This window comes from Agrobacterium sp. ES01 (assembly GCF_050320885.1).
GTDB lineage: Bacteria > Pseudomonadota > Alphaproteobacteria > Rhizobiales > Rhizobiaceae > Allorhizobium.
Genome location: NZ_JBNQTH010000002.1, coordinates 149,965 through 176,931, shown reverse-complemented (window position 1 = coordinate 176,931; position 26,967 = coordinate 149,965). Strand labels below are relative to the sequence as shown.

General features: G+C 60.5%; 21 protein-coding genes. 14 read left to right on the top strand and 7 right to left on the bottom strand.

Features of this window, described 5'->3' with window-relative positions:
* Positions 1–2 precede the first annotated feature (2 nt).
* Both ACQQ2Q_RS08700 and ACQQ2Q_RS08695 read right to left on the bottom strand, forming a co-directional pair.
* On the bottom strand, positions 3–1,166 hold the full coding sequence (locus tag ACQQ2Q_RS08700; protein ID WP_428186667.1) for a DUF1501 domain-containing protein: 1,164 nt from the start codon (positions 1,164–1,166) through the stop codon (positions 3–5).
* A 13-nt stretch (positions 1,167–1,179) separates the two neighbouring features.
* The gene (locus tag ACQQ2Q_RS08695) at positions 1,180–2,670 is read right to left on the bottom strand and encodes a DUF1800 domain-containing protein (RefSeq protein ID WP_428186666.1); all 1,491 of its coding nucleotides are present in this window, start codon (positions 2,668–2,670) and stop codon (positions 1,180–1,182) included.
* Positions 2,671–2,954: 284 nt separating this feature from the next.
* Between ACQQ2Q_RS08695 and ACQQ2Q_RS08690 the strand changes: the two genes are divergently transcribed.
* The 5 genes from ACQQ2Q_RS08690 to ACQQ2Q_RS08670 all read left to right on the top strand — a co-directional run bounded on the left by ACQQ2Q_RS08690 (position 2,955) and on the right by ACQQ2Q_RS08670 (position 11,326).
* A complete protein-coding gene (locus ACQQ2Q_RS08690) occupies positions 2,955–3,689 on the top strand; it encodes a DUF4396 domain-containing protein (protein WP_428186665.1) in 735 nt (244 codons plus the stop codon).
* Positions 3,690–3,879: 190 nt separating this feature from the next.
* Positions 3,880–5,883: a putative bifunctional diguanylate cyclase/phosphodiesterase gene (locus tag ACQQ2Q_RS08685; protein WP_428186664.1), complete on the top strand. Its 2,004-nt coding sequence runs from the start codon at positions 3,880–3,882 to the stop codon at positions 5,881–5,883.
* Between the two features lie 114 nt (positions 5,884–5,997).
* Positions 5,998–9,030, top strand: a complete 3,033-nt coding sequence (gene uvrB / locus ACQQ2Q_RS08680; protein ID WP_428186791.1) for an excinuclease ABC subunit UvrB — start codon at positions 5,998–6,000, stop codon at positions 9,028–9,030.
* Positions 9,031–9,391: 361 nt separating this feature from the next.
* Positions 9,392–9,637 carry a CopG family ribbon-helix-helix protein gene (locus ACQQ2Q_RS08675; protein WP_428186663.1) on the top strand — a complete coding sequence of 82 codons (246 nt, stop codon included), beginning with the start codon at positions 9,392–9,394 and terminating at the stop codon, positions 9,635–9,637.
* A gap of 600 nt (positions 9,638–10,237) precedes the next feature.
* A complete protein-coding gene (locus tag ACQQ2Q_RS08670; RefSeq protein ID WP_428186662.1) occupies positions 10,238–11,326 on the top strand; it encodes a GTP pyrophosphokinase in 1,089 nt (362 codons plus the stop codon).
* A 989-nt stretch (positions 11,327–12,315) separates the two neighbouring features.
* On the opposite strand, the gene ACQQ2Q_RS08665 is transcribed toward ACQQ2Q_RS08670, so the two are convergent.
* Positions 12,316–12,783, bottom strand: a complete 468-nt coding sequence (locus ACQQ2Q_RS08665; RefSeq protein WP_428186661.1) for a heme-degrading domain-containing protein — start codon at positions 12,781–12,783, stop codon at positions 12,316–12,318.
* 237 nt (positions 12,784–13,020) lie between these two features.
* Here ACQQ2Q_RS08665 and ACQQ2Q_RS08660 point away from each other — a divergent pair, with 237 nt between their 5' ends.
* On the top strand, positions 13,021–13,242 hold the full coding sequence (locus ACQQ2Q_RS08660) for a hypothetical protein (RefSeq protein ID WP_428186660.1): 222 nt from the start codon (positions 13,021–13,023) through the stop codon (positions 13,240–13,242).
* Between the two features lie 39 nt (positions 13,243–13,281).
* Here the strand turns inward: ACQQ2Q_RS08660 and ACQQ2Q_RS08655 are convergent, their stop codons facing one another.
* Positions 13,282–13,881 (bottom strand): J domain-containing protein, encoded by a 600-nt coding sequence (locus ACQQ2Q_RS08655; protein WP_428186659.1) that lies wholly within the window; start codon positions 13,879–13,881, stop codon positions 13,282–13,284.
* Positions 13,882–14,208: 327 nt separating this feature from the next.
* Here ACQQ2Q_RS08655 and ACQQ2Q_RS08650 point away from each other — a divergent pair, with 327 nt between their 5' ends.
* Positions 14,209–15,264, top strand: a complete 1,056-nt coding sequence (locus tag ACQQ2Q_RS08650) for a hypothetical protein (protein WP_428186658.1) — start codon at positions 14,209–14,211, stop codon at positions 15,262–15,264.
* A 33-nt stretch (positions 15,265–15,297) separates the two neighbouring features.
* Here the strand turns inward: ACQQ2Q_RS08650 and ACQQ2Q_RS08645 are convergent, their stop codons facing one another.
* Both ACQQ2Q_RS08645 and dusA read right to left on the bottom strand, forming a co-directional pair.
* Positions 15,298–15,645, bottom strand: a complete 348-nt coding sequence (locus ACQQ2Q_RS08645) for a helix-turn-helix domain-containing protein (protein WP_428186657.1) — start codon at positions 15,643–15,645, stop codon at positions 15,298–15,300.
* Positions 15,646–15,790: 145 nt separating this feature from the next.
* Positions 15,791–16,807, bottom strand: a complete 1,017-nt coding sequence (gene dusA / locus ACQQ2Q_RS08640) for a tRNA dihydrouridine(20/20a) synthase DusA (RefSeq protein WP_428186656.1) — start codon at positions 16,805–16,807, stop codon at positions 15,791–15,793.
* A gap of 281 nt (positions 16,808–17,088) precedes the next feature.
* Here dusA and ACQQ2Q_RS08635 point away from each other — a divergent pair, with 281 nt between their 5' ends.
* The 7 genes from ACQQ2Q_RS08635 to ACQQ2Q_RS08605 all read left to right on the top strand — a co-directional run bounded on the left by ACQQ2Q_RS08635 (position 17,089) and on the right by ACQQ2Q_RS08605 (position 25,788).
* The gene (locus ACQQ2Q_RS08635) at positions 17,089–18,420 is read left to right on the top strand and encodes an MFS family transporter (protein WP_428186655.1); all 1,332 of its coding nucleotides are present in this window, start codon (positions 17,089–17,091) and stop codon (positions 18,418–18,420) included.
* A 198-nt stretch (positions 18,421–18,618) separates the two neighbouring features.
* Complete coding sequence (locus tag ACQQ2Q_RS08630) at positions 18,619–19,314, top strand: response regulator transcription factor (RefSeq protein ID WP_428186654.1); 696 nt, start codon at positions 18,619–18,621, stop codon at positions 19,312–19,314.
* A gap of 246 nt (positions 19,315–19,560) precedes the next feature.
* A complete protein-coding gene (locus ACQQ2Q_RS08625; protein ID WP_428186653.1) occupies positions 19,561–21,546 on the top strand; it encodes a primary-amine oxidase in 1,986 nt (661 codons plus the stop codon).
* Between the two features lie 82 nt (positions 21,547–21,628).
* Positions 21,629–22,807 (top strand): ABC transporter substrate-binding protein, encoded by a 1,179-nt coding sequence (locus ACQQ2Q_RS08620; RefSeq protein WP_428186652.1) that lies wholly within the window; start codon positions 21,629–21,631, stop codon positions 22,805–22,807.
* Between the two features lie 73 nt (positions 22,808–22,880).
* The gene (locus ACQQ2Q_RS08615) at positions 22,881–24,002 is read left to right on the top strand and encodes an ABC transporter ATP-binding protein (RefSeq protein WP_428186651.1); all 1,122 of its coding nucleotides are present in this window, start codon (positions 22,881–22,883) and stop codon (positions 24,000–24,002) included.
* Between the two features lie 30 nt (positions 24,003–24,032).
* A complete protein-coding gene (locus ACQQ2Q_RS08610) occupies positions 24,033–24,968 on the top strand; it encodes an ABC transporter permease (RefSeq protein ID WP_428186650.1) in 936 nt (311 codons plus the stop codon).
* Positions 24,969–24,981: 13 nt separating this feature from the next.
* Entirely contained in the window at positions 24,982–25,788 is an 807-nt protein-coding gene (locus ACQQ2Q_RS08605; protein WP_428186649.1) for an ABC transporter permease, read from the top strand.
* A gap of 264 nt (positions 25,789–26,052) precedes the next feature.
* On the opposite strand, the gene ACQQ2Q_RS08600 is transcribed toward ACQQ2Q_RS08605, so the two are convergent.
* The gene (locus ACQQ2Q_RS08600) at positions 26,053–26,898 is read right to left on the bottom strand and encodes a DUF2182 domain-containing protein (protein ID WP_428186648.1); all 846 of its coding nucleotides are present in this window, start codon (positions 26,896–26,898) and stop codon (positions 26,053–26,055) included.
* Positions 26,899–26,967 lie beyond the last annotated feature (69 nt).

Genomic DNA, 26,967 nt, shown 5'->3' with positions numbered 1-26,967 from the left:
CGCTACAGGAAGGCCGCCTTGCCGTCATACTGCATGCCCGGAAAAACGGTCTTTTCCAATGCAGAACGTGAAATGCCATACTGGCTGGCGAGCAGGGCCGCTGCAACGGAACGCACATCGCCGGTCGGCATCAGATCGCGCTGATCGAGCAGGTTTGCATCGTCCAGCCCCGGCCATCGGCCAAAGACCTTTCCGCCACGAATGGCGCCACCGGCGATCACCGCACAGCCGCCCGTGCCATGATCGGTGCCACCATTGCTGTTTTCACGCGCGCTGCGGCCGAATTCGGTCACGGCAATCACCGCGGTCTTGTCCCAGATTGCCGGTCCAAGATCCTCTTTCAAGGTGATCACGGCCGATGCCAGACCGTTGACGGCAGACTTGAACTGCCCCTTCTGGTTCACATGCGTATCCCAGCCATTGAGCGAGAAACTGGCGATGCGATATGTCTGCTTGAGCAGGGACGCGGCCATTCTGGCCGTCGCGGCACTTCCCTGCCCCGGCATGTCGTCTCCCCGCAACAGATCGGTATAGCGGTCGAGACCCACCGCTTCCGTCAGGGCCTCGGAGAAATCGGGGTCATTGCGGTAAAGACGCGCCAGCATCTGCAATTCATCCTCCGCCAGCGACATGTCCGACCGCGGCGACCAGACCTCGGCGGGATTTGGGCCCGACAGAATGATCTCCCGCGTCGGGCTCACATCCACGGCAGACAGCCGGGCATCGGTCAGCGACAAAACGCGGTTCAGCCAGCCGCCCTCCCCGGTCGTTCCCCGGGCACCGCCGCTTTCGAGAAAGTCCTGACCGTCGAAATGGCTGCGCACATCGCGATAGGAAGTCGAGACGGCATGCACAAATCCCAATTCGCCGGAGCGATAGAGAGGCTCCAGTGCTGCTGCCTCCGGATGAAGCCCGAAGAAACCGTCGAGGTCGATCAGGCCGGCATCGCCGCCCAGGGCCAATTTTGGCCGCAGCGCCGCAAACAGGCGGTCGCCATGCGGCTGCACGAGATCCAGTCCGTCCATGGCACCGCGCAACAGAATGGTGACGAAGCGGTTCTCTCCGGGCATGGCGGCGAAGCTCACCGGCGTCACCAGAGGCGAGGCGGCCAGACAGCAGGCCGCCCCCAACAGATCACGACGTCTCAAGACGAGGGAATTTTGCATGATCAATTCCTCCTTAGCGGCGATTGAATTCGGGCGATGCCAGCGCCGCCAGCAAACCGGCCTGACGATTGGGAGCCTGTCCAACGACAAGGATGGTATCGTCGCGGGCAAAATCGGCGAGGGTCGTCTCGACAAATTCACGCGGATCGCGACCTGCGCCCAGATAACCGATGGCCCGCCTTGCCCAGGCGATACGCTCGGAAATCTGGCTGGGGCTCAGCCAACTCTGCGATTCGTCGTCAAAGCCTGCCGCATTGGAGGCACGCCAGAGCGGTTGCCCAAGATCTGTGAGTGCGCGCAGCGCGTGACCGGCCAGCGGCTGCCGCTTCGCGCCGCCTTTTGGCGTGGGCTCCCCTTGTCCCTTTGGTTGCATCATGCCGTCCATCGCCGCATCGCCATCGGCCATCACATCCTGTCGAGGCGCTGGGCCCACCGTTGACGCCTTCAGCAAGACGGCTTCATCCGCATCGAGCGCTTTCAGGCTGGACACCACATAATCGAGCGGCATCTTGATCTTGGAACCCGCCGCCTCCCAGGACATCGGTTCGCCGAGCATGGCGCGATAAATGGCCGTCAGATCACCATCGGTGTCTTCCCATCGTCTGGCCATGGCCTCGACCACGGCAGCAGGCGGCGGCTCGCTGATGAAGTGCGAGGCCAGTTGCGTCGAGATATGCTTTATGGTGCGGGGATCGCGAGACAGGTCATCGAAAACCAGGCGCGCATCGGCGAAAGGCACATCGCTTCGCTGATAGACCTTACCCAAAACGGTAAATTGCCCCGGCTCGGCCCGGCGCTGTTCGAAACGTGTCTCGCCCGTCATCGGGTCGATAGCCAGGCCGGTCAACAGCAGCGCTAGCTGCTGCACATCCTCCTGGCTGTATCCGGCATCGACGCCCAGCGTGTGCAGTTCCATCAACTCGCGGGCGAAGTTTTCGTTTGAGCCTTCACTGCCCCGGCGCTTCCCGACCGGCGAATTCGGCCCGACGGATTTGGCCTGATCGAGAAATGTCAGCATGGCCGGGTGAAGCGATGCCGCAGCAACGAGTTCGCGGAACGAGCCGGACAGATACGGTCGGATGGCCACCGCCTCGAAATGCGGCACCATCAGCAGCATCACCGGCGTTTTTCCGGCACCGACCGTGAAGTGGTTGATCCAGAACGAGGCCAGCCGCTCGTGAAAGGCATAGGGGGATGTCACGGCCTGTGCGATACGTGCCATGGCATCTTTGCGAAACAGCGCCTGCGCCTGGCTGCGAAGCGCTTTTTTGGGCTCCGCGTCGGACTCACCCGCCGCCTTCATCTGGTTCAGGCGTTTCTGTTCTTGCAGATAGTTTCGGATATCCGCAAGCCGCTGCTGTGCTCCGCCAAGGGGGAATAGCGGAACTTGCCGGCGCGCGGGCTCGAGTTCTGCGATCAGTGTTTCTGCATCGTCGGCGGCGCTCGCCGATCCGAGTCCATAACCGAAACGAATGGCCGTCATGCTCGATGGGGTTAAGGTCATCTTCCGTCCCCTTCATGGCCTTTCGGCCAACATCATTGACACTCTTTGGATGAACACCAGTATTGCCGAGCTTTACGGATTTTTGACGGCCTGATTACGCACAGATCATGGCAGTCCGCTCCATGTCGTTAACAGGGGTGGCTCGACCCCTCCTCTTGCGCGTGCGAGCGTCCGCACGGGCGGGACCGGAACTTCAACGCTGCAACACTGTTTCCCTATTGAATGTTCCACTTCCACCCTGCGACCGGCTTTCGCCCGGGCGCTCTCGCGCAGAGGAGGAAACAATGTTTCCAGACTGGTTCCATCTTTTGGCCGTTGCGGCGATCTCCCTCGGCGTCATCACGGCTCTGATCATCCTCTTCGATGTCGTCAAACATCCCCAGCATATGGCGATCATGAACGTGGTCTGGCCTGTCACCGCTCTCTTCGGCACGATCCCCCTGCTTCTGGTCTATTGGCGTTACCGACGCCATTCCCATCACCACATGATGGCAAAAACCGGTGCCGGCGGTGAAGACATGCGGGACATGGGCGAGACGCCCTTTTACATCATGGTCGGCAAAGGCGCGCTTCACTGCGGTAGCGGCTGCATGATCGGTGACGTCATCGCCGAATGGCTGGCCTTTGCGGTTCCGGGCGTTGCCATCGCTCTTGGCTGGCAGACACTGTTTTCGGAAAAGATGTTCGCGGTCTGGATTCTCGATTTCATCTTTGCCTTCGGCTTCGGCGTGATCTTTCAATATCTGGCTATCGTCCCCATGCGCAATCTCACTCCGGCGGAGGGAATCATCGCGGCGTTGAAAGCCGACACGCTGTCCTTGCTGTCGTGGCAGGTCGGCATGTATGGCGCCATGGCCGCCCTACAGCTGTGGATCTTTCCAGCCGCCTTCGGAGCGGAAGCCTCCGTCAACAGCTTCGAATTCTGGTTTGCCATGCAGATCGCCATGATCTGCGGTTTCATCACCAGCTATCCGGTCAACTGGTATCTGGTCGCAGCAGGCATCAAGGAGAAGATGTAGAGGCTCGCCCGAGATCGCGTGCGCGCCCGGCGCGCATGACAAGCGAACGTTGCGGTTCGCACCGGGATCGAGCCCCGTCGCTGCCGACCATTAAAATATTATTATTGAATATATGCAACGGTCCAGCGGGATGAGCCGCGTGCACTGGCGCGCGCTTCAATGCAATCGAATTTCGGGAGAACAGTGCCTGGTGGCATCGATAGAAGAAAGTGATCGCCAACATTTTCTTCCCGAGATTCAGCGGGCACAGGTACGTATCCTGTTTTCCAGCCATCTCGCGACGACCCTTGCTAATGCAATGATCGCCGTGTCCGCGGCGGCGGTTGCCATCATAACCCATGGTCCATCCAAGGCAGTCACGATCTGGCTCGGCGTGGTGCTGGCCACACTGATTTTGCGTGGCGTCTCGGTTGCCATATTTGCAAGAACCTCGCTCGTTCACACGAGACCGCATCTCGTGTTGCGGACATTGATCGCCGGTTCGCTGGCATCTGGCCTGACATGGACATGTCTGCCCTTCATCATTCCCAACTTCGATGGCAGCACCAGCGATGTTGCGATCCTGCTGGTGATGCTCGGCATATCCAGCGGCTCCGTGGTGCGGGGCATCGTCTGCTTCCCCATGTCGATGGTCTTCGCCTTGCCCATCCAGTCGGCCATCTTCATCTCGCTGCTGGGGAACGGCAGCGCTACCGCCTATATTCTTGCCTCCAATGTGTTCGCGCTCGTCGTCATTCTGGTGCGCAGCAGCCTTGGCGCACAGCAGACCTTTTTCGAGAGCGAAGTTGTCAGACTGCGTGCCACGGCACTCGCAGACTCCCTGGCGCAGGCCAATGAGGATATCACCCAGGCCAATGCACGCCTGGAACAGATCGCCAATTACGATCCCGTGACGGGTCTGGCCAACCGGGCCAGCTTCAACGACCGCGTGTCGACCGATCTTGCTGCCGCAGCCCGGGACAAATCCGAAGTCGCCCTGCTGTTGATCGACCTCGATCATTTCAAGCAGATCAACGACACCCTCGGCCACAGCGCCGGCGACCGGGTGCTGAAGGAAATTGCCGACAGGTTGACCTCCGCGGTCCAGGATCACGGCATGATTGCCCGGATCGGCGGAGACGAGTTTGCAGTCCTGGTCAAGGGTCCCATGGCAACGGTCGATGCGCGCGCCTATGCCAACCGCATCATCGAACTCAGCGAGCGCCCGATCTCGGTCGGCGGCGCGGCGATGGTGGTTCACCTCAGCATCGGGCTTGGCGGTTATCCGCATCACGCCCAAAATGCAGACGATCTCCTGGCCTGTGCCGATCTTGCCCTTTATGCCGCCAAGGAATCCGGCCGCCGCTGCGTGCGCGCCTTCGATCCGGCAATGAAGACCCATGTGGAGCGCCAGCGCGTGATCGAACAGGATCTCGCCCGCGCCATCGAGGCCAATGCGCTCGAAGTCTGGTTCCAGCCGCAAATGGCGCTCGATACCAGGGAGGTTCTGGGTTTCGAGGCGCTGCTGCGCTGGTTTCATCCACAACTGGGGTCCGTGTCTCCACCGGAAGTCATCCAGGCGGCCCAGTCTCTGCATATCGCCGACCAGCTGACGATCTATATCGCCCATGCCGTGTGCCGCCTGCTTACCGAACTGCCGGAGCTCGGCCTGCCCGAGGCCACCGTCGGCCTCAACATATCGCCGCGCGAATTCGCCCATTATTCGGTGGCCGATGTGCTGCAAACCGTGACAGAAGCCCATGGCATCACCCATTCGCTGCTGGAAATCGAAATCACCGAGGAAGCCATTCTCGATGCCGAGGGCGCCGGCGAACAGCTCAAGCGCATGGAGAATGCCGGGTTCAAGCTGGCCGTGGACGATTTCGGCATGGGGCACTCGTCGCTCGCCTATCTGATCAGCCTGCAGGTCGACCGCTTGAAGATCGACCGCAGTTTCGTCCAGGGCGTGACCGGATCGCGTGCCAACCAGGAACTGATCCTGGCGCTGGTCGGCCTCGGGCATGCGCTCTCCATCGAAATCGTCGTCGAAGGCGTGGAAAACCAGACCGATGCCGACATGCTGCTGATGCTGGGCTGCAAGATCGCCCAGGGCTATCATTTCGCCCGCCCCATGTCGGCCGATGCCCTGCGCGCCTGGCTTGCCGCGCGCAAGAGCGCTGTCGATACCGCAGAGGCGAAGAAGGCGGTGGCCTGAGGTCGCCTTGCGCAACCAGAACCTGTCAGCATGGTCGCTGCCCGTTGCACCTTTGTTCCGATTTTCGCGGCCCGCCCCCTTTCCTTTCCGGAGGGGCTTCTCCATATTCCCCCCATGGCAAGATCAGCGAAAAAATCCGATCCGAAACAGCAGGGCGATGCGTCCGCAAGCGCAGCGCACGGCTTCGAGGAAGCCCCGCAATCCGCATTCGAAGGCGCGCCCGCAGGCGGCAGCGTCTCCGACTGGGTGAAGCAGCTCGAGGCCGAAGCCGAGTCGTCCACGGTGGAAACGCAGCGCGAGGTGGCTTCCAAGGCCGGCAAGCACCGCAAGAAGGTCGAGAATGCCGCGCGCAAGCATTCCGAAACCGTCAGCCTCAACAAGAACACCACCGCCAGCCGCTCCGCGCGCGGCACCTCCATGGGCGCATCCTCCGATCCGAAGACGCGGGCCGCCGCCGGCCTCAATCCGGTCGCGGGCATGGATGTGAGCCTGGAGGAGGCGCAGACGCTGGCCCCCGGGGCCGTCACCGCCACGGTCGAGGCCCTGTCCTCGCTGATCGAAAGCGGCAATCCGCTGTTTAAGGACGGCAAGATCTGGACCCCGCACCGCCCGGCCCGGCCCGACAAATCCGAGGGCGGCATCAAGATCCGCATGGCCTCCGACTACGAACCGGCCGGCGACCAGCCGACCGCGATCAAGGATCTGGTCGAGGGCATCTCCAATGACGACCGCACCCAGGTCCTGCTCGGCGTCACCGGCTCGGGCAAGACCTTCACCATGGCCAAGGTGATCGAGGCGACCCAGCGCCCCGCCGTCATCCTCGCGCCCAACAAGACGCTCGCCGCGCAGCTCTATTCCGAGTTCAAGAACTTCTTCCCCGACAATGCGGTGGAATATTTCGTCTCCTATTACGACTATTACCAGCCGGAAGCCTATGTGCCGCGCTCGGATACCTTCATCGAGAAGGAGAGCTCGATCAACGAACAGATCGACCGCATGCGGCACGCCGCCACCCGCGCCATCCTCGAGCGCGACGACTGCATCATCGTCGCCTCGGTCTCCTGCATCTACGGTATCGGCTCGGTGGAGACCTATACCGCCATGACCTTCCAGATGTCGGTTGGCGACCGGCTCGACCAGCGCCAGCTGATGGCCGATCTGGTGGCCCAGCAATACAAGCGCCAGGACATCAATTTCGTGCGCGGCTCGTTTCGCGTGCGCGGCGATACCATCGAGATCTTCCCGGCCCACCTGGAAGATGCCGCCTGGCGCATCTCCATGTTCGGCGACGAGATCGAGAGCATCACCGAATTCGATCCGCTGACCGGCAAGAAGACCGGCGACATGAAGTCGGTCAAGATCTACGCCAATTCCCACTATGTCACGCCGCGCCCGACGCTGAACGGCGCCATCAAGGCGATCAAGGAAGAGCTGAAAATCCGTCTGGCCGAGCTGGAAAAGGGCGGCCGCCTGCTCGAAGCCCAGCGTCTGGAACAGCGCACCCGCTACGATATCGAGATGATGGAGGCAACCGGTGCCTGCGCCGGCATCGAGAACTATTCGCGTTACTTGACCGGCCGCGCCCCCGGCGAGCCGCCGCCAACCTTGTTCGAATACATCCCCGACAACGCCCTGCTCTTCATCGACGAGAGCCATGTCTCCGTCTCCCAGATCGGCGGCATGTATCGCGGCGACTTCAGGCGTAAGGCAACGCTTGCCGAATACGGCTTCCGCCTGCCGTCCTGCATGGACAACCGGCCCTTGCGCTTCGAGGAATGGGACGCCATGCGCCCGCAGACGGTTGCCGTCTCGGCCACGCCCGGCAGCTGGGAGCTGGAAGAATCCGGCGGCGTCTTTGCCGAACAGGTGATCCGCCCGACCGGCCTGATCGATCCGCCGGTCGAGGTGCGCGCCGCCAAGACCCAGGTCGACGACGTGCTGGGCGAAATCCGCGACACCGCGGCCAAGGGCTACCGCACGCTGTGCACCGTGCTCACCAAGCGCATGGCCGAGGACTTGACCGAATACCTGCATGAACAGGGCGTGCGCGTGCGCTACATGCATTCCGACATCGACACGCTGGAGCGCATCGAGATCATCCGCGACCTGCGCCTCGGCGCCTTCGACGTGCTGGTCGGCATCAACTTGCTGCGCGAGGGTCTCGACATCCCCGAATGCGGCTTCGTTGCCATTCTCGATGCCGACAAGGAAGGGTTTCTGCGCTCGGAAACCTCGCTGGTGCAGACCATCGGCCGTGCGGCGCGTAATGTCGACGGCAAGGTCATCCTCTATGCCGACAAGATCACCGGCTCCATGCAGCGCGCCATGGACGAGACCGCGCGCCGGCGCGAAAAGCAGATGGCCTTCAACACCGAACACGGCATCACGCCGGAATCGGTCAAGGCCCGCATTTCCGACATTCTCGATTCGGTCTACGAGCGCGACCATGTCCGTGCCGACATTTCCGGGGCCAGCGGGGCCAAGGGCTTTGCCGATGGCGGCCATCTGGTCGGCAACAATCTGCAGACCCATCTCAACGCGCTGGAAAAGGACATGCGCGACGCCGCAGCCGATCTCGACTTCGAAAAGGCCGCGCGCCTGCGCGACGAGATCAAGCGCCTCAAGGCCGCCGAACTGGCCGCCATGGACGATCCCATGGCCAGGCAGGAGGCCAAGGCAGTGGAGAGCGGTGGAGGAAGCCGCAAGGCCGCCGCAAGCGCAACGAACGCCCTCCCCCCTGTGGGGAAGGTTGGCGAGGGGTCTGTCGACCAACCCCGCATCTCCCTGTCCGGCCGCTCCAAGAGCGGCAAGCCGCAGGCCTCGTCCTCCTATTTCGCCAAGCCCTCGCTCGACGATATGGGACCGGGCACCGACATGGCCAAACCCGCCGGCAAAAGCCTGTTCCGGAAAAACGATCTCGACGAAATGACCGTCGGCCGCACGGAAAAGCCGGTCACCGGCAAGGTCCCGGACAAGCCGGCAGGCACAACCAGCGCCCTCCCCCCTGCGGGCAGGGTTGGCGAGGGGCAGCCCGACGACCCGCGCCCGCTGGTGCGCGGCAAGGTGGGCACAGGCTCCTATGAGGACGAGGGCGACGCCAGGCGGCAGAAGCGCAGCAAGGGCAAGACCGGCCGGCCGGGACGGTGAGCCCCACGCGATACCGCCTCTCCCTTTGTGGGAGAGGTTACAAAATCAAGGTCTTGGCGCAGCCAGGTCTTGGATTTTGTTGGTGAGGGGGCAGGTCACGCCCGCCTCACATCCCCCTCACCTGCGATTTCTAGCACTTGGCTGCGCCAAGACGCAGAAATCGCTTCCTCTCCCACAAGGGGAGAGGTGAACGCCATCCACGTCACCATCCCCTCCTCTCCCCTTGTGGGAGAGGATAGTTCGCCCCAAGAGGCAAAGCTGATTGGCATGGCGAACTTGGTGAGGGGGCAAAGCGTCCTCCACCCACCATCTTGACGACAGTCGCCAAGCGCCCATAATCGATGCGACCGGAGGTCAGGCTATGAACCAAATTACCGTCGTCATCCCCGAGGAAACCGCCGCTCGCCTTGACCGGCTGGCAGAAAAGCTCGCGCGCAGCAGCGACAGTGTCGCCGCCGATGCGATCCGGGATTTTGTCGCACGCGAAGAATGGCAACTGGAAGAGATCGAGGCCGGCCTTGCCGAAGCCGAAAGAGGCGATTTCGCCTCCGATGACGAGGTGCATGCCGTTCTCGCGCGCTGCGGGGCCGACACCCGCGGCGCATGATGCCACGGATGCGCTATACAAAGCGTGCCCTTTCCCGTTTGCGCCAGATCGGCGAATGGATCGAAAAGGATAATCCCTCGGCAGCCCAACGACCCGCGCCCGCAGGTGCGCGGCAAGGTCGGCACGGGCTCCTACGAGGACCCTGCTGACGGCAAGCGCAAGGCAAGGACGAAGGGGAAGACGGGACGACCGGGGCGGTAGGTTATCTCCCCCTTTGCGGGGGAGAACAGAATTTCAGCATCTTAGCACAGCTAAGTGCTAGAAATTCCAAGAGAGGGGCATCCACGGCCACAAGGCAAGCCCCCGTAACGCTGCTCTCTGATATCCTGAGCTACATGACCGCCACGTGGCGCAACCGTACCCGCAGCGTGAGACGGCTGTTGCGCTGGGCGTAATAGATGAACTTGCGTTCAGGACATGCGCGAGAGTCGGCGGCGGGCTAGTGCAACACGATCGACAAAAGCTGACATGACATGGGTGTAGCGGGATTGATAGCAATTCATAAAAAGCAAAATGGGACTATCGCCCTTGCATCAAAGACTGCAACCGCAATAAGTGTTGCAGGCGAAGCGAAGTGCAACCCGTGGATAGACGTGAAACATGGACTTTGAACGAGAAATTGACGATTTACTTCCGAAGCACCGACGACTAACGGCCTCGGTTGAGAGCATACTCAAGAATTTAATTGAGCAAAATAAAATAGACTACCTGTCTGTTTCGGGCCGAACAAAAACAAAAGAAAGCATAACCGACAAAATAAAGCGAAAAAACTACAAGGATCCAGCGAAACAAATTACAGATATATCTGGAATTCGAATAATCCTTTTTGTTGAATCAGACATAAAATCTGTATCAGAAATCATAAGAAATTCATTTTCGATAGACGAATTGAACAGCAGCAACAAAGATGAAAAACTTTCTCTAGATCGAGTGGGCTATAGATCCGTTCACTTTGTCTGCGACATCGGAAATAATAGATCCGCCCTTCCAGAGTTTGAAGGGCTTGATAGCTTAAAGTTCGAGATACAGATCAGAACCGTGCTTCAGCACGCGTGGGCTGAATTGGCACACGACCGATCTTACAAGTTTCGCGGTAAACTTCCAAGTAGTATTCAGCGCAGCTTATATCTTCACGCCGGATTGCTTGAGATCGCGGATAAAGGATTTAGCGAATTAGCAACCGAGATCGATGATTATACTCAGAGCGTGAACCGAAGCTACCAGGCTGGAAACCTGGACATCGAGATCAACTCCATTAGTTTGACAGAGTTTATTGAAGGGTGGGTCCGACAAAATGACTATCCACTGGAAGAAATATCTGAGAACGTTAACGCACCGATTGCCGAGCTCGTCAAAGAATTGAATAATTTTGGGATCAATACTATATCCGATTTAAACAAAATAATTCCGGAAAAATTTGTAGAGATTTCGAAAAAGCTTAACTATAGGACTAATATATTTGGTTTCATTAGAACTATAATGATAATTAATGATGTTAATAAAATTATGAGTCAGAAAAATGTTAACTGGACTATATTTGATCCGAACGACTACGACGACGAGATGAGGTTTCTTAAGGCGCTATCATCCCCCGACAATTTTAAAGAAATTGAAAGAATAATGACTCAGGAAATGTATAGATTTGACGATGGCGAGGGTACATTCGATCAGCATGACCAAGATATTTAAGCGTGAACATTCGCCAAAGCGATGGGATGTCTCCCCCCAAGCGGGGGAGGACGGAAAATCGAAGGCTTGAGGTCCGCGTAAGCCGCCTAAACTTCAGATTTTCCCGGAGAGGGGCACGGTTCCGTAGGCACCCACGTCACCATGCCCCCCTCTTGCGAAATCTGAGGTTTGGCCCTGATCCGGCCAATTCCTCTCACAGCCTTCGCGCGGCGTCGCGCTCAGGCCTCCGTTCGCTGAATCGATTCACCGTATCGATTTCTGGCCTTCGGCCAGCGCTCGGGATTGGGGGAAGTCTCAAACCCCGGGTGCGCCAGGGTCAAGGGCGTCAGCGATCATGGTGTGCCCCCCCCCTAAAAACCCACGGGTTTTTACCCCCAACCCGTTGGACGTTTCTGCCAGATTTCCCAATGATTTCAACGCAGCCACCCCTAATTTTTCCACACCCGTAAAACCCGTGCGATAATGGCTCCGTTCCGCCATCGGATACACTGACAGGCGTGTCAGCGAGGCGGGGCCGGCGCTCGGGATCGGGGGAAGACGCATGTCCCGGTCTGCGAGGGTCCAGGGCGTGAGGGCCACGGCGGCGGGTGCAACACCGTCGTCCTTTAAAATCCGGCGGGCGACCGACAATCGCTAGAAAAGCCGCCGGACGAGGCATCGGGTGGAGCCGGTGTCAGCCCGCACCGAAGTTGCCCGGGACAAAAACCGCCGAACGGGGCGCCGAAAGGTGCCATTTATAATGTTCTATCGAGGCAGCTTCCGGCGCCCCGTCCGCCTCTCAAGCGAGAGGCCAGAACAGCAGACCATCCACCGGAGGGTTTTCGCCCGGCCGGCCGTTCGGCGTCGCCGGTCAACCGCACTCGCAAACGGGACTGGCAAACAGGACTGACAAACAGGACTGGCAAACAGAAGTGGCAAACAGGAGGAGCAAACAGATGTGTCTGGCAGCGCGGCGCGACAGCAGTCCCCATTCTCCCCCGCCTGGCGTGTCAGCCGAGCATGCTTTCCAGCACGGCGACGATCATGGCGTGGTCCTCGGCGCTGGCCAGACACGAAACGGTGATGGCGGCAACGACGCCCACGCCCCTCACCCGCACCGGGAAACTGCCGCCGTGATCGGCATAGTCGATCGGGTCGAGGCCGATCCCGGGGCCGAGGCTGCGGTCCTTGCGGGCGTTTTCCAGACCGACGGCATAGGAGGAGCGGTGGAAATGGAAGACCACATTGGATTTGCGCCGCGCCCACAGATCGTTGGCGGGGGCGGCACCGGCCAGGGCTGCGTGAAAGAGGGTGCGGTCGGGCGTGCGGATGTCGATCACCACGGGGGCCTTGGCCCTGCGGGCGGCATCGACCAGCCGGCAGCCGATCTCGAAGGCGGCGGCCTCGTCGAAGCCGTCGAAGACCAGCCTTGCCTCCTCGGCGGCCACCTTGCGTTCCAGGTCGGTTGCTTGCGTCATGATCTCGTCTCTCCCGCGCCGATCGGTTGTCCACCGCATCCTAGACCGGACCGGCGCCTTGGCGAAGAGGCTTTGTCCGGCGCCAGACAGTGTGATCGGCGCTTGCCGCGATCTCGTGTGCAAAATAGTGGGAGAGGCGTAATTTTCCATTCACCTTATCGCGGCAAAAGAACAAGCTGCAAGGGCTGCCTGAGGCGAATCGAAAGCGCGGGCGGCAAGGTCAAACGGGAGACATGCATGGCACTGATCGGTTTCAAGAACACCCACAACCAGGATGTTTACATCAATCCGGATCAAGTGCTTTACATCACCACCTTCGAGGAAGGCGTGTCGATCATCACCTTTGCCGTGGCCGGTGCCGGCGGCAAGCCGGCCGCCATCTATGTGCGCGGCAGTGTCGAGCTGGTGCGCGCGCGCATGGAAGGCAAGGTCAAGCCGAAATCGGCAAGCGAGGCCTGAGGCGAAGGCCCGGCGCCCGGCTCGGTCCGGCCAACCGCCCTACTCCGCCGCCTTGGCCTCGTCGGCGGCATCCAGTTCGTAGGAATAGCCCTGCAGCATGGTATAGGCCTGCTCGATCACCTCGATCTGGGTCTCGGCCTGCTTGATGGCATCGGAAATGGATTGCGAGCGGGCGCGCAGCATCGAGCCCAGCACATCGGTTTCCGGCTTGCGGCCCAGGCGGTCCATGTGCTTGCGCACCCGGGCCCGGTGGCGTTCCAGTTCCAGAATGTGGAAGCGGCTTTTCAGGATGTCGTCCGACAGCTTGCGGCGCATGGCGGCCACCGGATCGAAGCTGCCGGGTTCGCGCTCGTCGAGAATGAAGTCGTTGACCAGCGTCTCGATCATCATCAGGCCCTTGAGGTCCTTGGGATCGGCCAGCTGCGGATCGTAACCGGTGTCGTCATAGACGCGGCGGCGCACCGGATCCTTGAGCAGGTCGAAGGCCGTCTGCAGGCGCGCAAACTGTTCGGCATCGCCACCCGAATCGGGATGGGCCGTCTTGGCCGCCTTGCGATAGGCCGATTTGATCGCCTGTTCATTGGCGTCGCGCTCGATGCCGAGCATTTCGTAAGGGTCGATCACGCCGTTTTCCGTCATTCGTCAGTCCGTCCTGCAGCCCGCCCCAGACCTACCGCCCGGCGCCCTTCGCTTCAAGACGCCAAAGCGGTTTTCACCGACCAATCGCGTCCGCTCATTCACTCGGCCACGCACGGGGCGAAAATAAGATGCTCCCGGTCTGCGGTACCCGGCCGGGCGGCATGGACATGGGCATTGGCATGAGCATCGGCATGGGCATGCCGCTTGCGCAGCCTGCACGGGATTTGCGCGTAACGCATGCGAAAGCATCCCATGGTTGCAGTCTCATCGGGGTACACTTTTGTCGAGGCGCAACCTCAACGGAGCAAACACTCAAGGAGAACCGACATGACCGCATCGCCAGCGAAACCCATGGACTACCGTGTCAGTGCACGCCACATCGCCAGGTGCCGGGGGCGTCGACCGCCGTTCCTGTTCGTCAACATGACCGCCAACCTGCCCGAGAATTTCCAGGAGATCGTGGCCATTGACGACATCGACTATCTGAGCCAGGCGGTCGCCTTGACGGCGCTGTTCAACGACGCCATCGACACGGTGTCTGGCCGCTTCGACCAGGGCAAGGCGCGCACTCTGATCGCCAATTACAACGCCGCCCTTCCCATCACGGACAAGCGCTATCAGATCGGCATTTTCAACGTCTACCAGTCGACGCTCAGCCAGACCAATGCGCTGGTCTCGGGCATGATCAGCCGCATTGTCGAGGTGCTCAAGCAGGCGGTGGGCGTTGCCCTTGGCACGGCAACGGTCGAACAGATGACCGGGGCGATCACCGACGCCTTCACCGATCTGGAGACGCAATCGGGCGATGCCTGGATCTTCTGGGAAAAGAAGACAGGCAACAAGACAACTTACAGCTACGCCATCCTGTTTGCCATCCAGGATGCCTCGACGGGGAAGATGATGTTCGCCTTGCCGATGTCGATGGAAATCGAGGTCAACCAGGAGTATGAACGCGTGCTGTTCATCACCGTCTCCGACCGGGAAACCTATTCGGTCAAGCTGGACGCCATGAAGGTCGGGCAGATCCTGTTCCCCAAATCGCCGGGCAGCAACAGCCTGCGCAACGCGCTCGCGGCGCAGACCGGTGCCAACTCCGACGAGAGTTCCGACGACGCGCCAATGGTCGATCTCACGCCGGTCACCAATGTCATCGTCAGCAACTGGGCACGCAGCACAACCTTCGCCACGGCGGCCAAGGGGCAATATTCGAAGGACGGCACACTGGTTCAGCTCTGGGCCGAGGCCCCCGACATCCAGAACGCGGTCTACGAAGAGAACCGCTATGTGCTGTGCTATCAGCGCAACGGACGGCAGGAGACCATGCCGATGATCCTGAACTCCATCCTGCCGGACGAGGGAGCGCTGTGGTTCGTCTCCCAGTAGGCCGATCGCTGCCGGCATTCATGCCATGGCGGGCTAGTGCCGGCAGTGATCCAGCTGGGCCTGAACGGTCTCTGCAACGCTGGTCAGAACGTCGATGATGGGCGGCGGCAATCGCGTCGCCGCCTCGGACAGTTTGTCTTCGGACCTGGCGGGCATTGGATCGACATGCAAATCCATACGACCGCGGCCCAGAAGCAACCAGTCGGCCGAAATATCCAGCATCAGGCAGACCCGGACCGCATTGCCCACCGTCCAGCCGCGCCCCCGGCGCCAGCGACTGATCTGGCTGGCATCGACGCCGATGCGCGCCGCGAATGCCATCTGCTTGGACGCACCGCGGCTGGCGAGCGCCATTTGAAACCGTTCCCCGATCGTGCTCATGTGCCAATTGCTCCCTCACTTGTGCAGATACAGCGGTCGGGAACATGCCAATCTGGCCGCCAGTCCACTGCATAGCGCGAGCCATGGGCGCGGGACGCCGCTCCCTTGCGGGCGCGAAGACCGGCACCGACACACCGCACAAACCCTATTCGGCAGCGACCTGCAGCTTCGGCCCTGCCGCAATATCGACGGCCGCAAAGGCGCGGGCGATCAGTTCCGGCGAAGCATCGGGCCTGGTGCTGTCATTGGAGAGGATCTGGCGAAAGCGGCGGGCGCCGGCATAGCCCTGGAACAGGCCGACCATATGCTTGGTCACATGATGCAGCCGTCCGCCGCCGGCCATCACGCTTTCGCCATAGGCCATCATGGTGTCGCGCAAGAGATCCCAGTCGGGTTCCTGCGGGGTCTTGCCGTAGAATGCTGAATCCACGCCGGTCAGCAGCGTGGCGTTGTGGTAGGCCGCCCTGCCGACCATTACGCCATCCATCACCTCCATATGTCGGGCCGCCTCGTCCAGCGTCGTTATGCCGCCGTTGATGCCGACAAAGACATCCGGGTTTGCACGCTTCATGGCATGGACCAGATCGTAATCGAGTGGCGGAATCTCCCGGTTTTCCTTGGGGCTCAACCCCTTCAGCCAGGCCTTGCGGGCATGGATCCAGATCGCATCGGCACCGGCGGAAATCACGCGGGCGAGGAAATCCGGCAGCACCGTTTGCGGGTCCTGGTCGTCAACGCCAATGCGACATTTGACCGTGACCGGCACGTCCGACACCGCCTTCATGGCTTCCACACAGGCCGCCACCACATCCGGCGTCTGCATCAGACAGGCGCCGAATGTGCCCGACTGCACCCGGTCGGAGGGGCAGCCGACATTCAGGTTGATCTCGTCATAGCCGTAATCGGCGGCAATCCGCACCGCCTCGGTGAGCTTGGCCGGATCGGAGCCACCCAGTTGCAAGGCCACCGGATGTTCTTCCGGCGAAAAGGACAACAATCTCTCGCGCGGCCCATGGATGATCGCATCCGCCACCACCATTTCGGTATAGAGCAGCGCATGCGCCGACAACTGCCGATGGAAAAACCGGCAATTCCGGTCCGTCCAGTCGATCATGGGGGCGACGGCGAAGAGTTTTTCGCCGTTAAAATACTGCTTCTTCATTGTATTGTTCTGTCGTTCCTGCCGAGCGTACACGCCGTCTTTTTTCAAGATCGGCCACTGTCTAACACAGCCGCGCCGTTGAAACCACTCATGCGCCCGGGTCGCTGCATTGCGCGGCGCATCGATGATATCGCACCGGTCGATGCCAGCCTGCCGTCATCGTCGCGCCTGCAAATCCATGACGTGAGCCCTTATCCTGCAGATTGCAAAGCGCTGTGGATTGCCTTTTGCCCAGATCGCGATAGATGTACGTACACTAATCATTACATTGGCCTATCAATATGTTCCAGGAGGATAAAATCTTGGTCAAGACATCCGCAGCCGAGGCTGCGTCTCCCTATACTGCCGAAGAAACGCGGCACCGTATTTTCTCCATCATGGCGGCATCGTCGGGCAATCTCGTCGAGTGGTTCGATTTTTACGTCTATGCCTTTACGGCGCTCTATTTCAAAAGCTCGTTCTTTCCCAACGAAGATCCGACGGTTCAATTGCTGCAGACCGCAGGCGTGTTCGCTGCAGGCTTCCTGATGCGCCCGATCGGCGGCTGGATTTTCGGCCGCGTTGCCGACCGTCTGGGACGCAAGTCTTCGATGCTGATTTCGGTGTCCATGATGTGCGGCGGATCGCTGATGATCGCGGTCTTGCCGACCTATGCCCAGATCGGGGCATTTGCGCCGTTCCTGCTTCTGGTCGCCCGGCTTATTCAGGGCCTTTCTGTGGGCGGCGAGTACGGCACGACGGCGACCTATATGTCGGAGGTGGCGCTGCGCGGTCGCCGCGGCTTCTTTGCCTCGTTCCAGTATGTGACACTGATTGGCGGGCAGTTGCTGGCTGTGCTGGTCATCGTCATCATCGAATCCCTGATGTCTTCGGAAGAGATCACCCAATGGGGCTGGCGTATTCCCTTCATCATCGGCGCTTTGGCGGCCATCGTTTCGATCTTTCTGCGCCGCAGCCTTGCCGAGACGCAGAAGGCCGAGACCCGTGCCAACAAGAATGCCGGGTCGATCACGGAACTGTTTCGCCATCACACGCCGGCATTTCTCACGGTGCTCGGTTATACCGCCGGCGGCTCGCTGATTTTCTACACCTTCACCACCTATATGCAGAAATATCTGGTCAACACCGTCCATATGCCGGTCAAGACGGCCAGCTATGTGATGACCGTGGCGCTGTTTCTGTATATGTGCATGCAGCCCGTGTTCGGCGCCCTTTCGGACCGGATCGGTCGCCGCAACAATATGCTTCTGTTCGGAGCGCTGGGTGCGCTTTGCACCTTGCCGATCCTGACAACGCTCCAGCATGTCACAAGCCCGCTTATGGCCGGCATCCTGATCGTGCTCGCGCTTGCTATCGTCAGCTTTTACACCTCGATCAGCGGGATCGTGAAAGCCGAGATGTTTCCCCCGGAAGTGCGCGCCTTGGGTGTCGGTCTGGCCTATGCCATCGGCAATGCCATCTTCGGCGGTTCGGCTGAATTCGTCGCGCTGTCGATGAAGACGGCCGGTCATGAGCAGATGTTCTACTGGTATGTCACGGCGATGATGGTCATCGCTTTCCTGGTCGCCCTGCGCCTGCCGCGTCAGGGGCGTTACCTGCACAACGATCACTGAACTGACACACTGCAAAACTGGAGCGCGGGTATCGACGATGCCCGCGCTTTTTTGCGATCCGCGTGCCGCCATCAGGTGCCGCTGACACCCCCCTTCCACCCTGTGTTTCCAGGGCCTCATCGCCGAGGCGCTTGACTCCATTGTTGCATCGCAGCAATAATTGCATTGCGGCATTTTAGCGCACTGTGGAGTATAGCCATGGCTTTCACGGAAGTTCGCAAGCGGGAATTCATCGACGAGACCTTTCGGCTGCTTTCCGGGGCGCTGGGCGCCAGCCGACTGGTGTTTTACTCCGTGGATGACAATAATAACCTGCATAATTTTGTATGTTCGCGGGTCCCCTCCGAGTTCCTGAAAATCTACATCCGTGAGATGCATGCCCACGACCCGCTGCATGTGCGCCAGATCGAGCATGAGCAAAGTCCGGTGATCAATATGATGGATGCCGGGCGCTATGCGCCCGAAAGCGAGGTGGCCCTCTACCGGCAGTTCCTCGACGTCTTCCAGGTCAGCAACACGATAGAACTGATCTTTCAGCGCGACAGCCAGATCTATGCCGGCATCAGCGTGATGTGGACGGCTGACGACACCATGCCGACGGCCAATCAGTTCCATCTGGCCGATACGCTGCATCCCTACATCTCCTTCAATCTCCAGGAGGTGCTGCCGCGGTCGAAGGCCGGCACGGCACAGAAGGCCAACGCATTGCTGCACCTGACCCAGCGCGAGGCGGAGGTTGCCAGACTGCTGTGCTGCGGCCGCACCAATGCCGATATCGCCGAATGTCTGGGGATCGGGGTTGCGACGGTCAAGACCCACCTCATCCACATCTTCGACAAGGCTGGCGTCGACAATCGGGCCGGGCTTGTGTCGCGCATGATGCAGTTCAGCTGAACCAGCAACGCCCCCAAAATCCTCATGGACGATCCGGACAATGCCTGCTGCAGTGACGCTTCGCTGCCGGCTGCAGCCCCGGCTGCCCGGCGTTTCCGGCAAAGCCCGTTTTCTTTGACGGATGTCAACCGTTCGGTGGATGGACATTATTTGGGCACGCACAAATATTGAGCTCCAAGAGTTGACGAAGCGCAGGAATGACGCCTGCGGATGTCGACGGTGAAAACCTGAAATGGAGGATCGGCCATGAACGAGAGGCCCAATGTTTCCCTGCCCCTGCAAGCCTCGCCTGCCTTTGCGCATCCGCTCGACCCGCTCACGGCAGAGGAATTGATCAAGGCCGCGTCGATCCTGCGCGCCCACTTCGATTTCGGTCCTGCTATGCTGTTCGAGACGATCGAGTTGCTGGAGCCTGCCAAGGAGGTCGTGCGCGCCTTCGTTGCCGGCATGCCCATCGAGCGCAAGGCGCGGTTCAACGTGCACAAGCGCGGCAGCACCGGCGTCTGGCGCGGCCGGTTGGATCTCGGCACGGGGACGGTCACAAAGGTCGACTTTCTGGCCGATGCCCGTCCGATGATCTCGCCGGAAGAATTCATGATGATCGAAGATGTGGCCAAAGCGGATCCGCGCTTCCAGGAGGCCATCCGCCGTCGCGGCATCGAGAACATGGCCTATGTCTGCGTAGACCCCTGGTCAGCCGGCAATTTTTCCGTGCCGGGTGAGGAGAGCAAGCGTCTGGCCCATACCTTTGTTTGGCTGCGCATGTCCGAACTCGACAATTATTATGCCCATCCTGTCGAGGGGCTGAATGTCGTGGTCGATGTCGACAAGCTCGAAGTGCTGCGGGTCGACGATCACTCTGCCGCCTCCGGCACCTTCGTTCCAGTCCCCGACACCCCGATCAACTACGATGCCGAGCTGCTCACCGATTTTCGCAAGCCGCTGAAACCCCTGGACGTGGTGCAGAGCGAGGGTCCGAGCTTCACCATCGAAGGCAACAAGCTCACCTGGGACAACTGGGATGTTCGCATCAGCTTCAACGGCCGCGAGGGTCTGGTGCTGCAACAAGTCGGCTATACCGTGGACGGCCAGCGCCGGCCGATCCTCTACCGGGTCTCCATGGCGGAAATGGTCGTGCCCTACGGCAATCCGGACGGCGTGCATTACCGCAAAAACGTGTTCGACAGCGGCGAATACGGCTTTGGCAAGCTGGTCAATTCGCTGGCGCTCGGCTGCGATTGCCTCGGCCATATCCACTATATGGACGTCGTTCTGCCCGACATGATGGGCAATCCGCGCCTGATCCCGAGTGCCATCTGCATCCATGAGGAAGATGCCGGGCTTGCCTGGAAACATTTCGACTTCCGCTCGGAGCGTACCGAGACCCGTCGCATGCGCCGCCTCGTCATCTCCTCGATCACCACGGTCGGCAATTACGAATACTGCTGCTACTGGTATTTGTTCCAGGACGGCACCATCGAATTCGAGATGAAGGCGACCGGCGTCATCAACACCGCCGCCTGCGTCCCCGGAACCGAGCAAAAATACGGAACCGAAGTCGCCCCCGGCGTGGTCGGTCACATCCACCAGCACGTCTTCTGCATGCGGCTCGACATGGAAGTCGACGGCCCCGACAACACCGTCGTCGAATGCGACACCGTCGCCCCGCCGATGGGCCCGGACAATCCCATGGGCAATGCCTTCTATGTCGAGCAGACACCGCTCACCAGCGAGCTGAAGGCGAGGCGCCGGGTCGATTTCGAAAAGTCGCGCTACTGGAAGATCACCAATCCGAACGTCAAGAACTGGGTGGGAAAGCCGACGGCCTACAAGCTGGAAACCCCCTCGGCCATCCAGCCCTATACCAATCCGCAGGGACCATCGGGCAAACGCGGGGGCTTCGTCTACAACCATCTGTGGGTCACGCCCTACGACCCCGAGGAACGCTTTCCGGCTGGTGAATACATGAACCATTCCAGCGGCGATGACGGCCTGCCGGCCTGGACTGCCAAGGACCGGTCGACCGACAATACCGATATCGTCGTCTGGCACTCCTTCGGCCTGCACCACATCCCGCGCGTCGAGGACCATCCGGTCCAGCCCTGCGTGCTGTGCGGCTTCAAGCTGATGCCGGTCGGCTTCTTCAACGGCAATCCGCTCATCAACCTGCCGCCGGAAACCAACAAGGCCAGCAAATCCAATACGCAGGGCGCGAGCTGCTGCCACAGTTGAATGCATGGCGGGCCCTGCCCGCCGCCTGTCGCGCGATACCGATCTCGCAATAATCGTCGTCATCCAACCAGAGGGTCCATACATGAAGCATAGAAACCTCTTGCAATCCTTCAGCCAGTCCCGGCGCGCCTTTCTGCGCGACACTGTCTCGATCTCGGCAGGCATCGCCGCCGCCTCCATGATGCCGGGCGCGGCCTGGGCGGCGCGCGAAAAGGAAATGAATATCTATTGCTGGGAGGGCTACAATTCAGACAAGGTGCTCGACCCGTTCCGCAAGGAATTCGACTGTAACGTCAAAGCCCAGGGGCTGATCTCCGACCCGGAAGCCGTCAACCAGTTGCGCGCCGGCGATACCAAGGTCTGGGACATCATCAACCTCAACAATGCCTGGGGCCGCCGGCAACTCTACCCGGAAAACCTGATCAAGCCCCTGGACAAGGCGAAGTTCGAGCCGCTGTGGGACATGATGATCCCGGAATTCAAGTGGCCCTATCATTGGGCCATGTCCGACGACGGCGATGCATTGCTGGGCATGATCCAGCGCTATGGTCCGTCGGGCATGCTGATCAACACCGACAAGGTGTCGGCGCAGACCCTTGCCGACGAAGGCTACGACCTGATGCTGTCGGACGACTACAAGGGCAAATATGCCGTGTTGATGTATGACGACTGGGTCATCATGCATGTGGTGATTGCCGCCGGCTTCAACCCGTTTCGCGAATTGACCGAGGCGGAAATCGGCAAATACGAGGAGGTCATGCGCAAGCTGATCAACAATGCCGCCTTCCTGTCCGACGACATGAACGCCATTGCGCTCGGAATGATCAACGGCTCGATCGAAGGCTCCTTCCCCGGCAGCGTTTATTCCGTTTCGGCAGCCCGCTACGACGGCAACCCGAACCTGCGTTGCGTCGTGCCCAACAAGGGGCCAGAGGAAATGGGCGGAAAGGCCGGCGTCTGCTGGATGGAACTGACCTCGCTCGTCAACAACCCTCAGCTATCGCCGCGCGCTGAGGATTTCCTCGAATACTGCTTCCGTCCGGAGACGGCCAAGAACGTCTCGTTTGCCGAAGGGACTTACAATCCGGTTGGACAGATGGGCGACCCCAAAGTGCTGGCGCTGTTCAACAGCGAAGAACTGGACGCCTTCCAGTATGACACACTGGCCGAAGACATGGCCAAATGTGCCGACTTCGACATCATCCCCAGCTACGCCAAGCTGCACGAGATCTTCTCGGCCGCGGTGCGCGAAAAGGCCTGAAGGGCCAGGGAGACCGGCGCTCCCGGCCTCCCGACAGTTCTCAACGTGTTCAAGAGACAGATGGGACCGCAAGATGACAGCAGCCACCGGCAATATCGACATCGCATCGGCAACGCCCGTGCCCATTCTCCAACTGCGCGCCGTCGACAAGTTCTTCGCCGAATTCCCAGCCGTCGACCGGATCAGCCTGGATATACGCGAGGGCGAGTTCTTCACCATCGTCGGCCCATCGGGCAGCGGCAAGACGACCATGGTGCGCATGCTGGTCGGCATGGACAAGCCGACCAATGGCGATATCCTCTTGCGCGGCGAACGCATCAACGACGTGCCGGCCAACAAGCGTCCGACCTGCATGGTGTTCCAGTCGCTGGCGCTGTTTCCCCATCGCACCGTCGGCCAGAACATCGAATTTCCCCTGAAGATCCGCGGTGTGAAGGCCGCAAACCGCAAGGAACGGGCACTGGAACTGATGGCGCAACTGCGCCTGCCGGAAAGCTATTACGGCAAGGGCGTGTGGCAATGCTCCGGCGGGGAACGGCAGCGCGTCGCCCTTGCCCGGGCGCTCGCCTTCGATCCCGAAATCCTGTTCTTCGACGAGCCGCTGTCGGCGCTCGACTACAAGCTGCGCAAGATCCTGGAGAAGGAACTGAAGGACATTCACCGCGAGACCGGCAAGACCTTCGTCTACATCACCCATTCGCTTGAGGAAGCCATGGTGATGTCGGACCGCATCGGGGTGATGAACAAGGGCCGTTTCGTGCAGATCGGCACGCCCAACGAGATCTACGGCAATCCCTCGACCCGCTTCGTCTCGGAATTCATGGGCGAGGTCAACATTCTCGAGGTCGGTCCCGGCCCGGACGGCACGGTGATCGACCAGGTGACCGGCGCCAGCTATCTGGCACCCCCGATCGCCGATGCTTTCGCCGGTGGCTCCCTGGTCATCCGCCCCGAGGACATTCGCTTCCTGGACGATCCAGCCGCCCCGGCGGCCAACAAGCTGGAAGGCGTGGTCTATAACGAATATCTGCTGGGATCGCGGGTGCAGTATCAGGTCCGCGTCGGCGATGCGCAGGTCTTTCTGGTCGAGAAACTGCGCGAGCAGCAGCTGGCCAGTGCCCGCGGCGGCCGCGTGACAATCGCCTGGGACGCTGCGGATTCAACCGTCTTCCCGGCCGCCCGCTTTACCAACTGATTTGAGCAGCAGAGACGAAGGACGTCGCCCATGACGGATGCAAGCGAAACGCTCAGCCACAATGCCGCTCTGCCGCGTCGGGTCTCGCGCGCCGAGGCCTGGCCTGTGCGGCTTGGCCGCGGCCTGATGAAACCCGGATTTCTGGCGGCCCTGCCCGTCGGGATTCTGCTGCTGGTGGGCTTTCTCGGCCCGCTGACGCTGGTCTTCGTGTTTGCCTTCATGCCGCCGCAGACCTTCTCCGTGCTGCAGATGCCGACGCTTGAGAATTTTCGCACCATCTTTGCCGACAGCTATTACCTGTCCTTCCTGGCCTCCCTGCAGCTGGCCGCCTCCACCGTCGCCATCCTGCTGGTCATCTGCTATCCTCTGGCGATTGCCATGGCGCGGGTCTTTACAAGCAAGGCCGGCATTCTGGCGCTGATCCTGGCCGCTCCGCTGTTCGTCGCCGACAATCTGCGGCTGATGGGATGGATGCTGTTCCTGGTCAAGGGAGGCGTCGTCTCCGGCACCCTGCAGACCTATCTCGGCATCCCCGTCGATTCCATGCTCTACACCTTCAGTGCCACGCTGTTCGGGCTGGTCTACATCAATCTGCCGATGATGCTCTTTCCGATGATCCTCGGCGTCTCCATGGTGCCGGCGACGATGCGCGAAGCGGCCTTCGATCTGGGCGCCAGCCGCTTTCAGGTGATGCGGGAAGTCGATATTCCGCTCGCCATGCCCGGCATCATGATCGGGGCGCTGATCACCTTCATCCTCGCCGCCGGTGCCATCACCGAGGCCAAGGTGCTCGGCGGAACGGCTGTGGTGATGATCGCCCAGGACATCCAGAAGGAATTCACCTTCGCGCAGAACTGGCCGAAAGGCTCGGCCCTGTCGATGCTGATGATCGTGCTGGCAGGCTCTCTGGCGCTCGCCATGTTCAAACGCGTCGATCTCGACGCCATTTTCGGCCGCAAGGGATGAGAGGATCACGCTCATGAACGATTTCAGCCGCCGCGCCAGGATCGCCTATGGCAGCGCCATGGCCGCCCTCATCCTGTTCATGTATTTGCCGATGATCACGATGGCGCTCGCCTCGTTCTCGCGGTCCAAATATTTCAGCTTTCCGGTGCCGAAATATTCCGAAAAATGGTATATCGAGGTGTTCCAGTCCCTGTCGATCCGCGATTTCTTCTGGACCTCGACGGTCGTCGCCGTGGCCGTTGCCTGCCTGTCCACGGTGCTGGCCTTCTTCGGAGCGCTGGCCTTTGCCCGCTACGACTGGAAGGGCCGACGGCTGTTCCAGAAGATCATTCTGCTGCCTATCCTTTTTCCGCAGGCTGTGCTGGGTCTGGCCTTGCTGCTGTGGTTCACCGCGCTCGGCATCACGCCCACCTGGCAGGCGACCGTGTTTGCCCATATGGTCTGGATTGCCCCGATCGCCACGCTGGTGATCGCCATCCAGGTCTATTCCTTCGATCCGGCGGTGGAAGAGGCCGCCTACGACCTGGGAGCCAGCCGCTGGCAGGTGATGCGGGAAATCACCCTGCCCCTGCTGGCTCCAGGCATCTTTTCCGGCTTCACCTTCGCGTTCCTGTTGTCCTGGGCGAATTTTCCGCTGTCGATGCTCTCATCCGGTGCCGATTCGACCATTCCCGAGTGGGTCAGCGCCAAGCTGCAGTCCGGCTATACGCCGCAGGTACCGGCGGTGGGCACTCTGACCATCCTTGCCGCCGCCGTTGTGATGGCACTGGGCTACCAGATCTCGGCGCTGATGAAGCGCCGCCAAATCAAGGCCAGCTAAAACAGATGAGCAGGGAAAACCCAGCTGACGGCGGCTCGCCACCCGCTCGCCGGAGATCGGTCGAGGCCTGCTCTTTTCATGAGAGACGTGCCGGTCGAACCGGTTCCTCATCCCGTCGCACGGCCTGACGGATCAAGAATGCGCGGCTGACGTCAAGCAATGTGAATTGCAGCTTCGAGCCCAGGCGCAATGCTTGTGACCTTGTCGACAGCGGCACGCCAGACAAAGACGCCTGCCGACAGCATGTCCGGTGCCAAGAATGCGCTATGCCGTTGCTGCGGAATACATCCATGCCGATCCGGCAAGAACCAGCGCCATGCCGACGCCGTGCGAGAACCGGTTTTTCGCCACGCCCTTTTCCATGATCATGACCAAGAAGATGAGCGTCATGGCGACGATGTTCATCGTTCCCAGAACGATCATGGTCATCATCAGCGGCCCGTTGGACCTTGCACAACAGACAGAATAGCCAATGCCTGCAGCGAATGACGCGCATGTGCTCGAGGTAAAATCAGTTGCAACAATATTCGCGGTTGCGATGCTTCGCCGGGCCTTGTGTTTGAACGGTGTCCATTGAAAAGCCCCGGCAGCGACAACCGCGCCTGCAGCCACAACACCCGTGAGCCCCGCAGTGGAGACCAGGTGGGGACCGACCTCAATGGACAAGGTCATGTCGATGGTCGCGAGCACGAGGGAAAACAGGGTCCATATAAATCCGTAACCGAAGAGGAAGCAGAAGGCCGGGGCGGCGGAACAGCCGGCCTTGAGCATCCGCCAAGCAGGCGTGGCGCAGGGCAACATCATCGCCAGCGTCATCGTTGCACCCATTCCACAGAATTGGCTCCAGAGACCCCATGAGAAAACCGGCTTTACCTCCGCGATACAGAATGACTGCCAGAGTTCGATGGGGATCCCTTTCAGCATCAGGACAAGGCCAGCGGCGAGCGCCATGCCAGGGCCGAGCAAACCCGTTTCGGACGCGGAAATGGCCGTACCGAGCATATCGGCAATTGCCAGCCACCCGAACACGACAAGACTTGCCGCCAAAAGATAGGCCGGTCGTGCGCCATGCGGAAACGAAATTGAAGGTGAAAGGCGCAAGGAAGGCATTGCGGTCGTTCCTCTCGAGGCAGATCCATCTTGATCAGGCATTGAAGTCTGCGCATGCGGCAGTGGCCC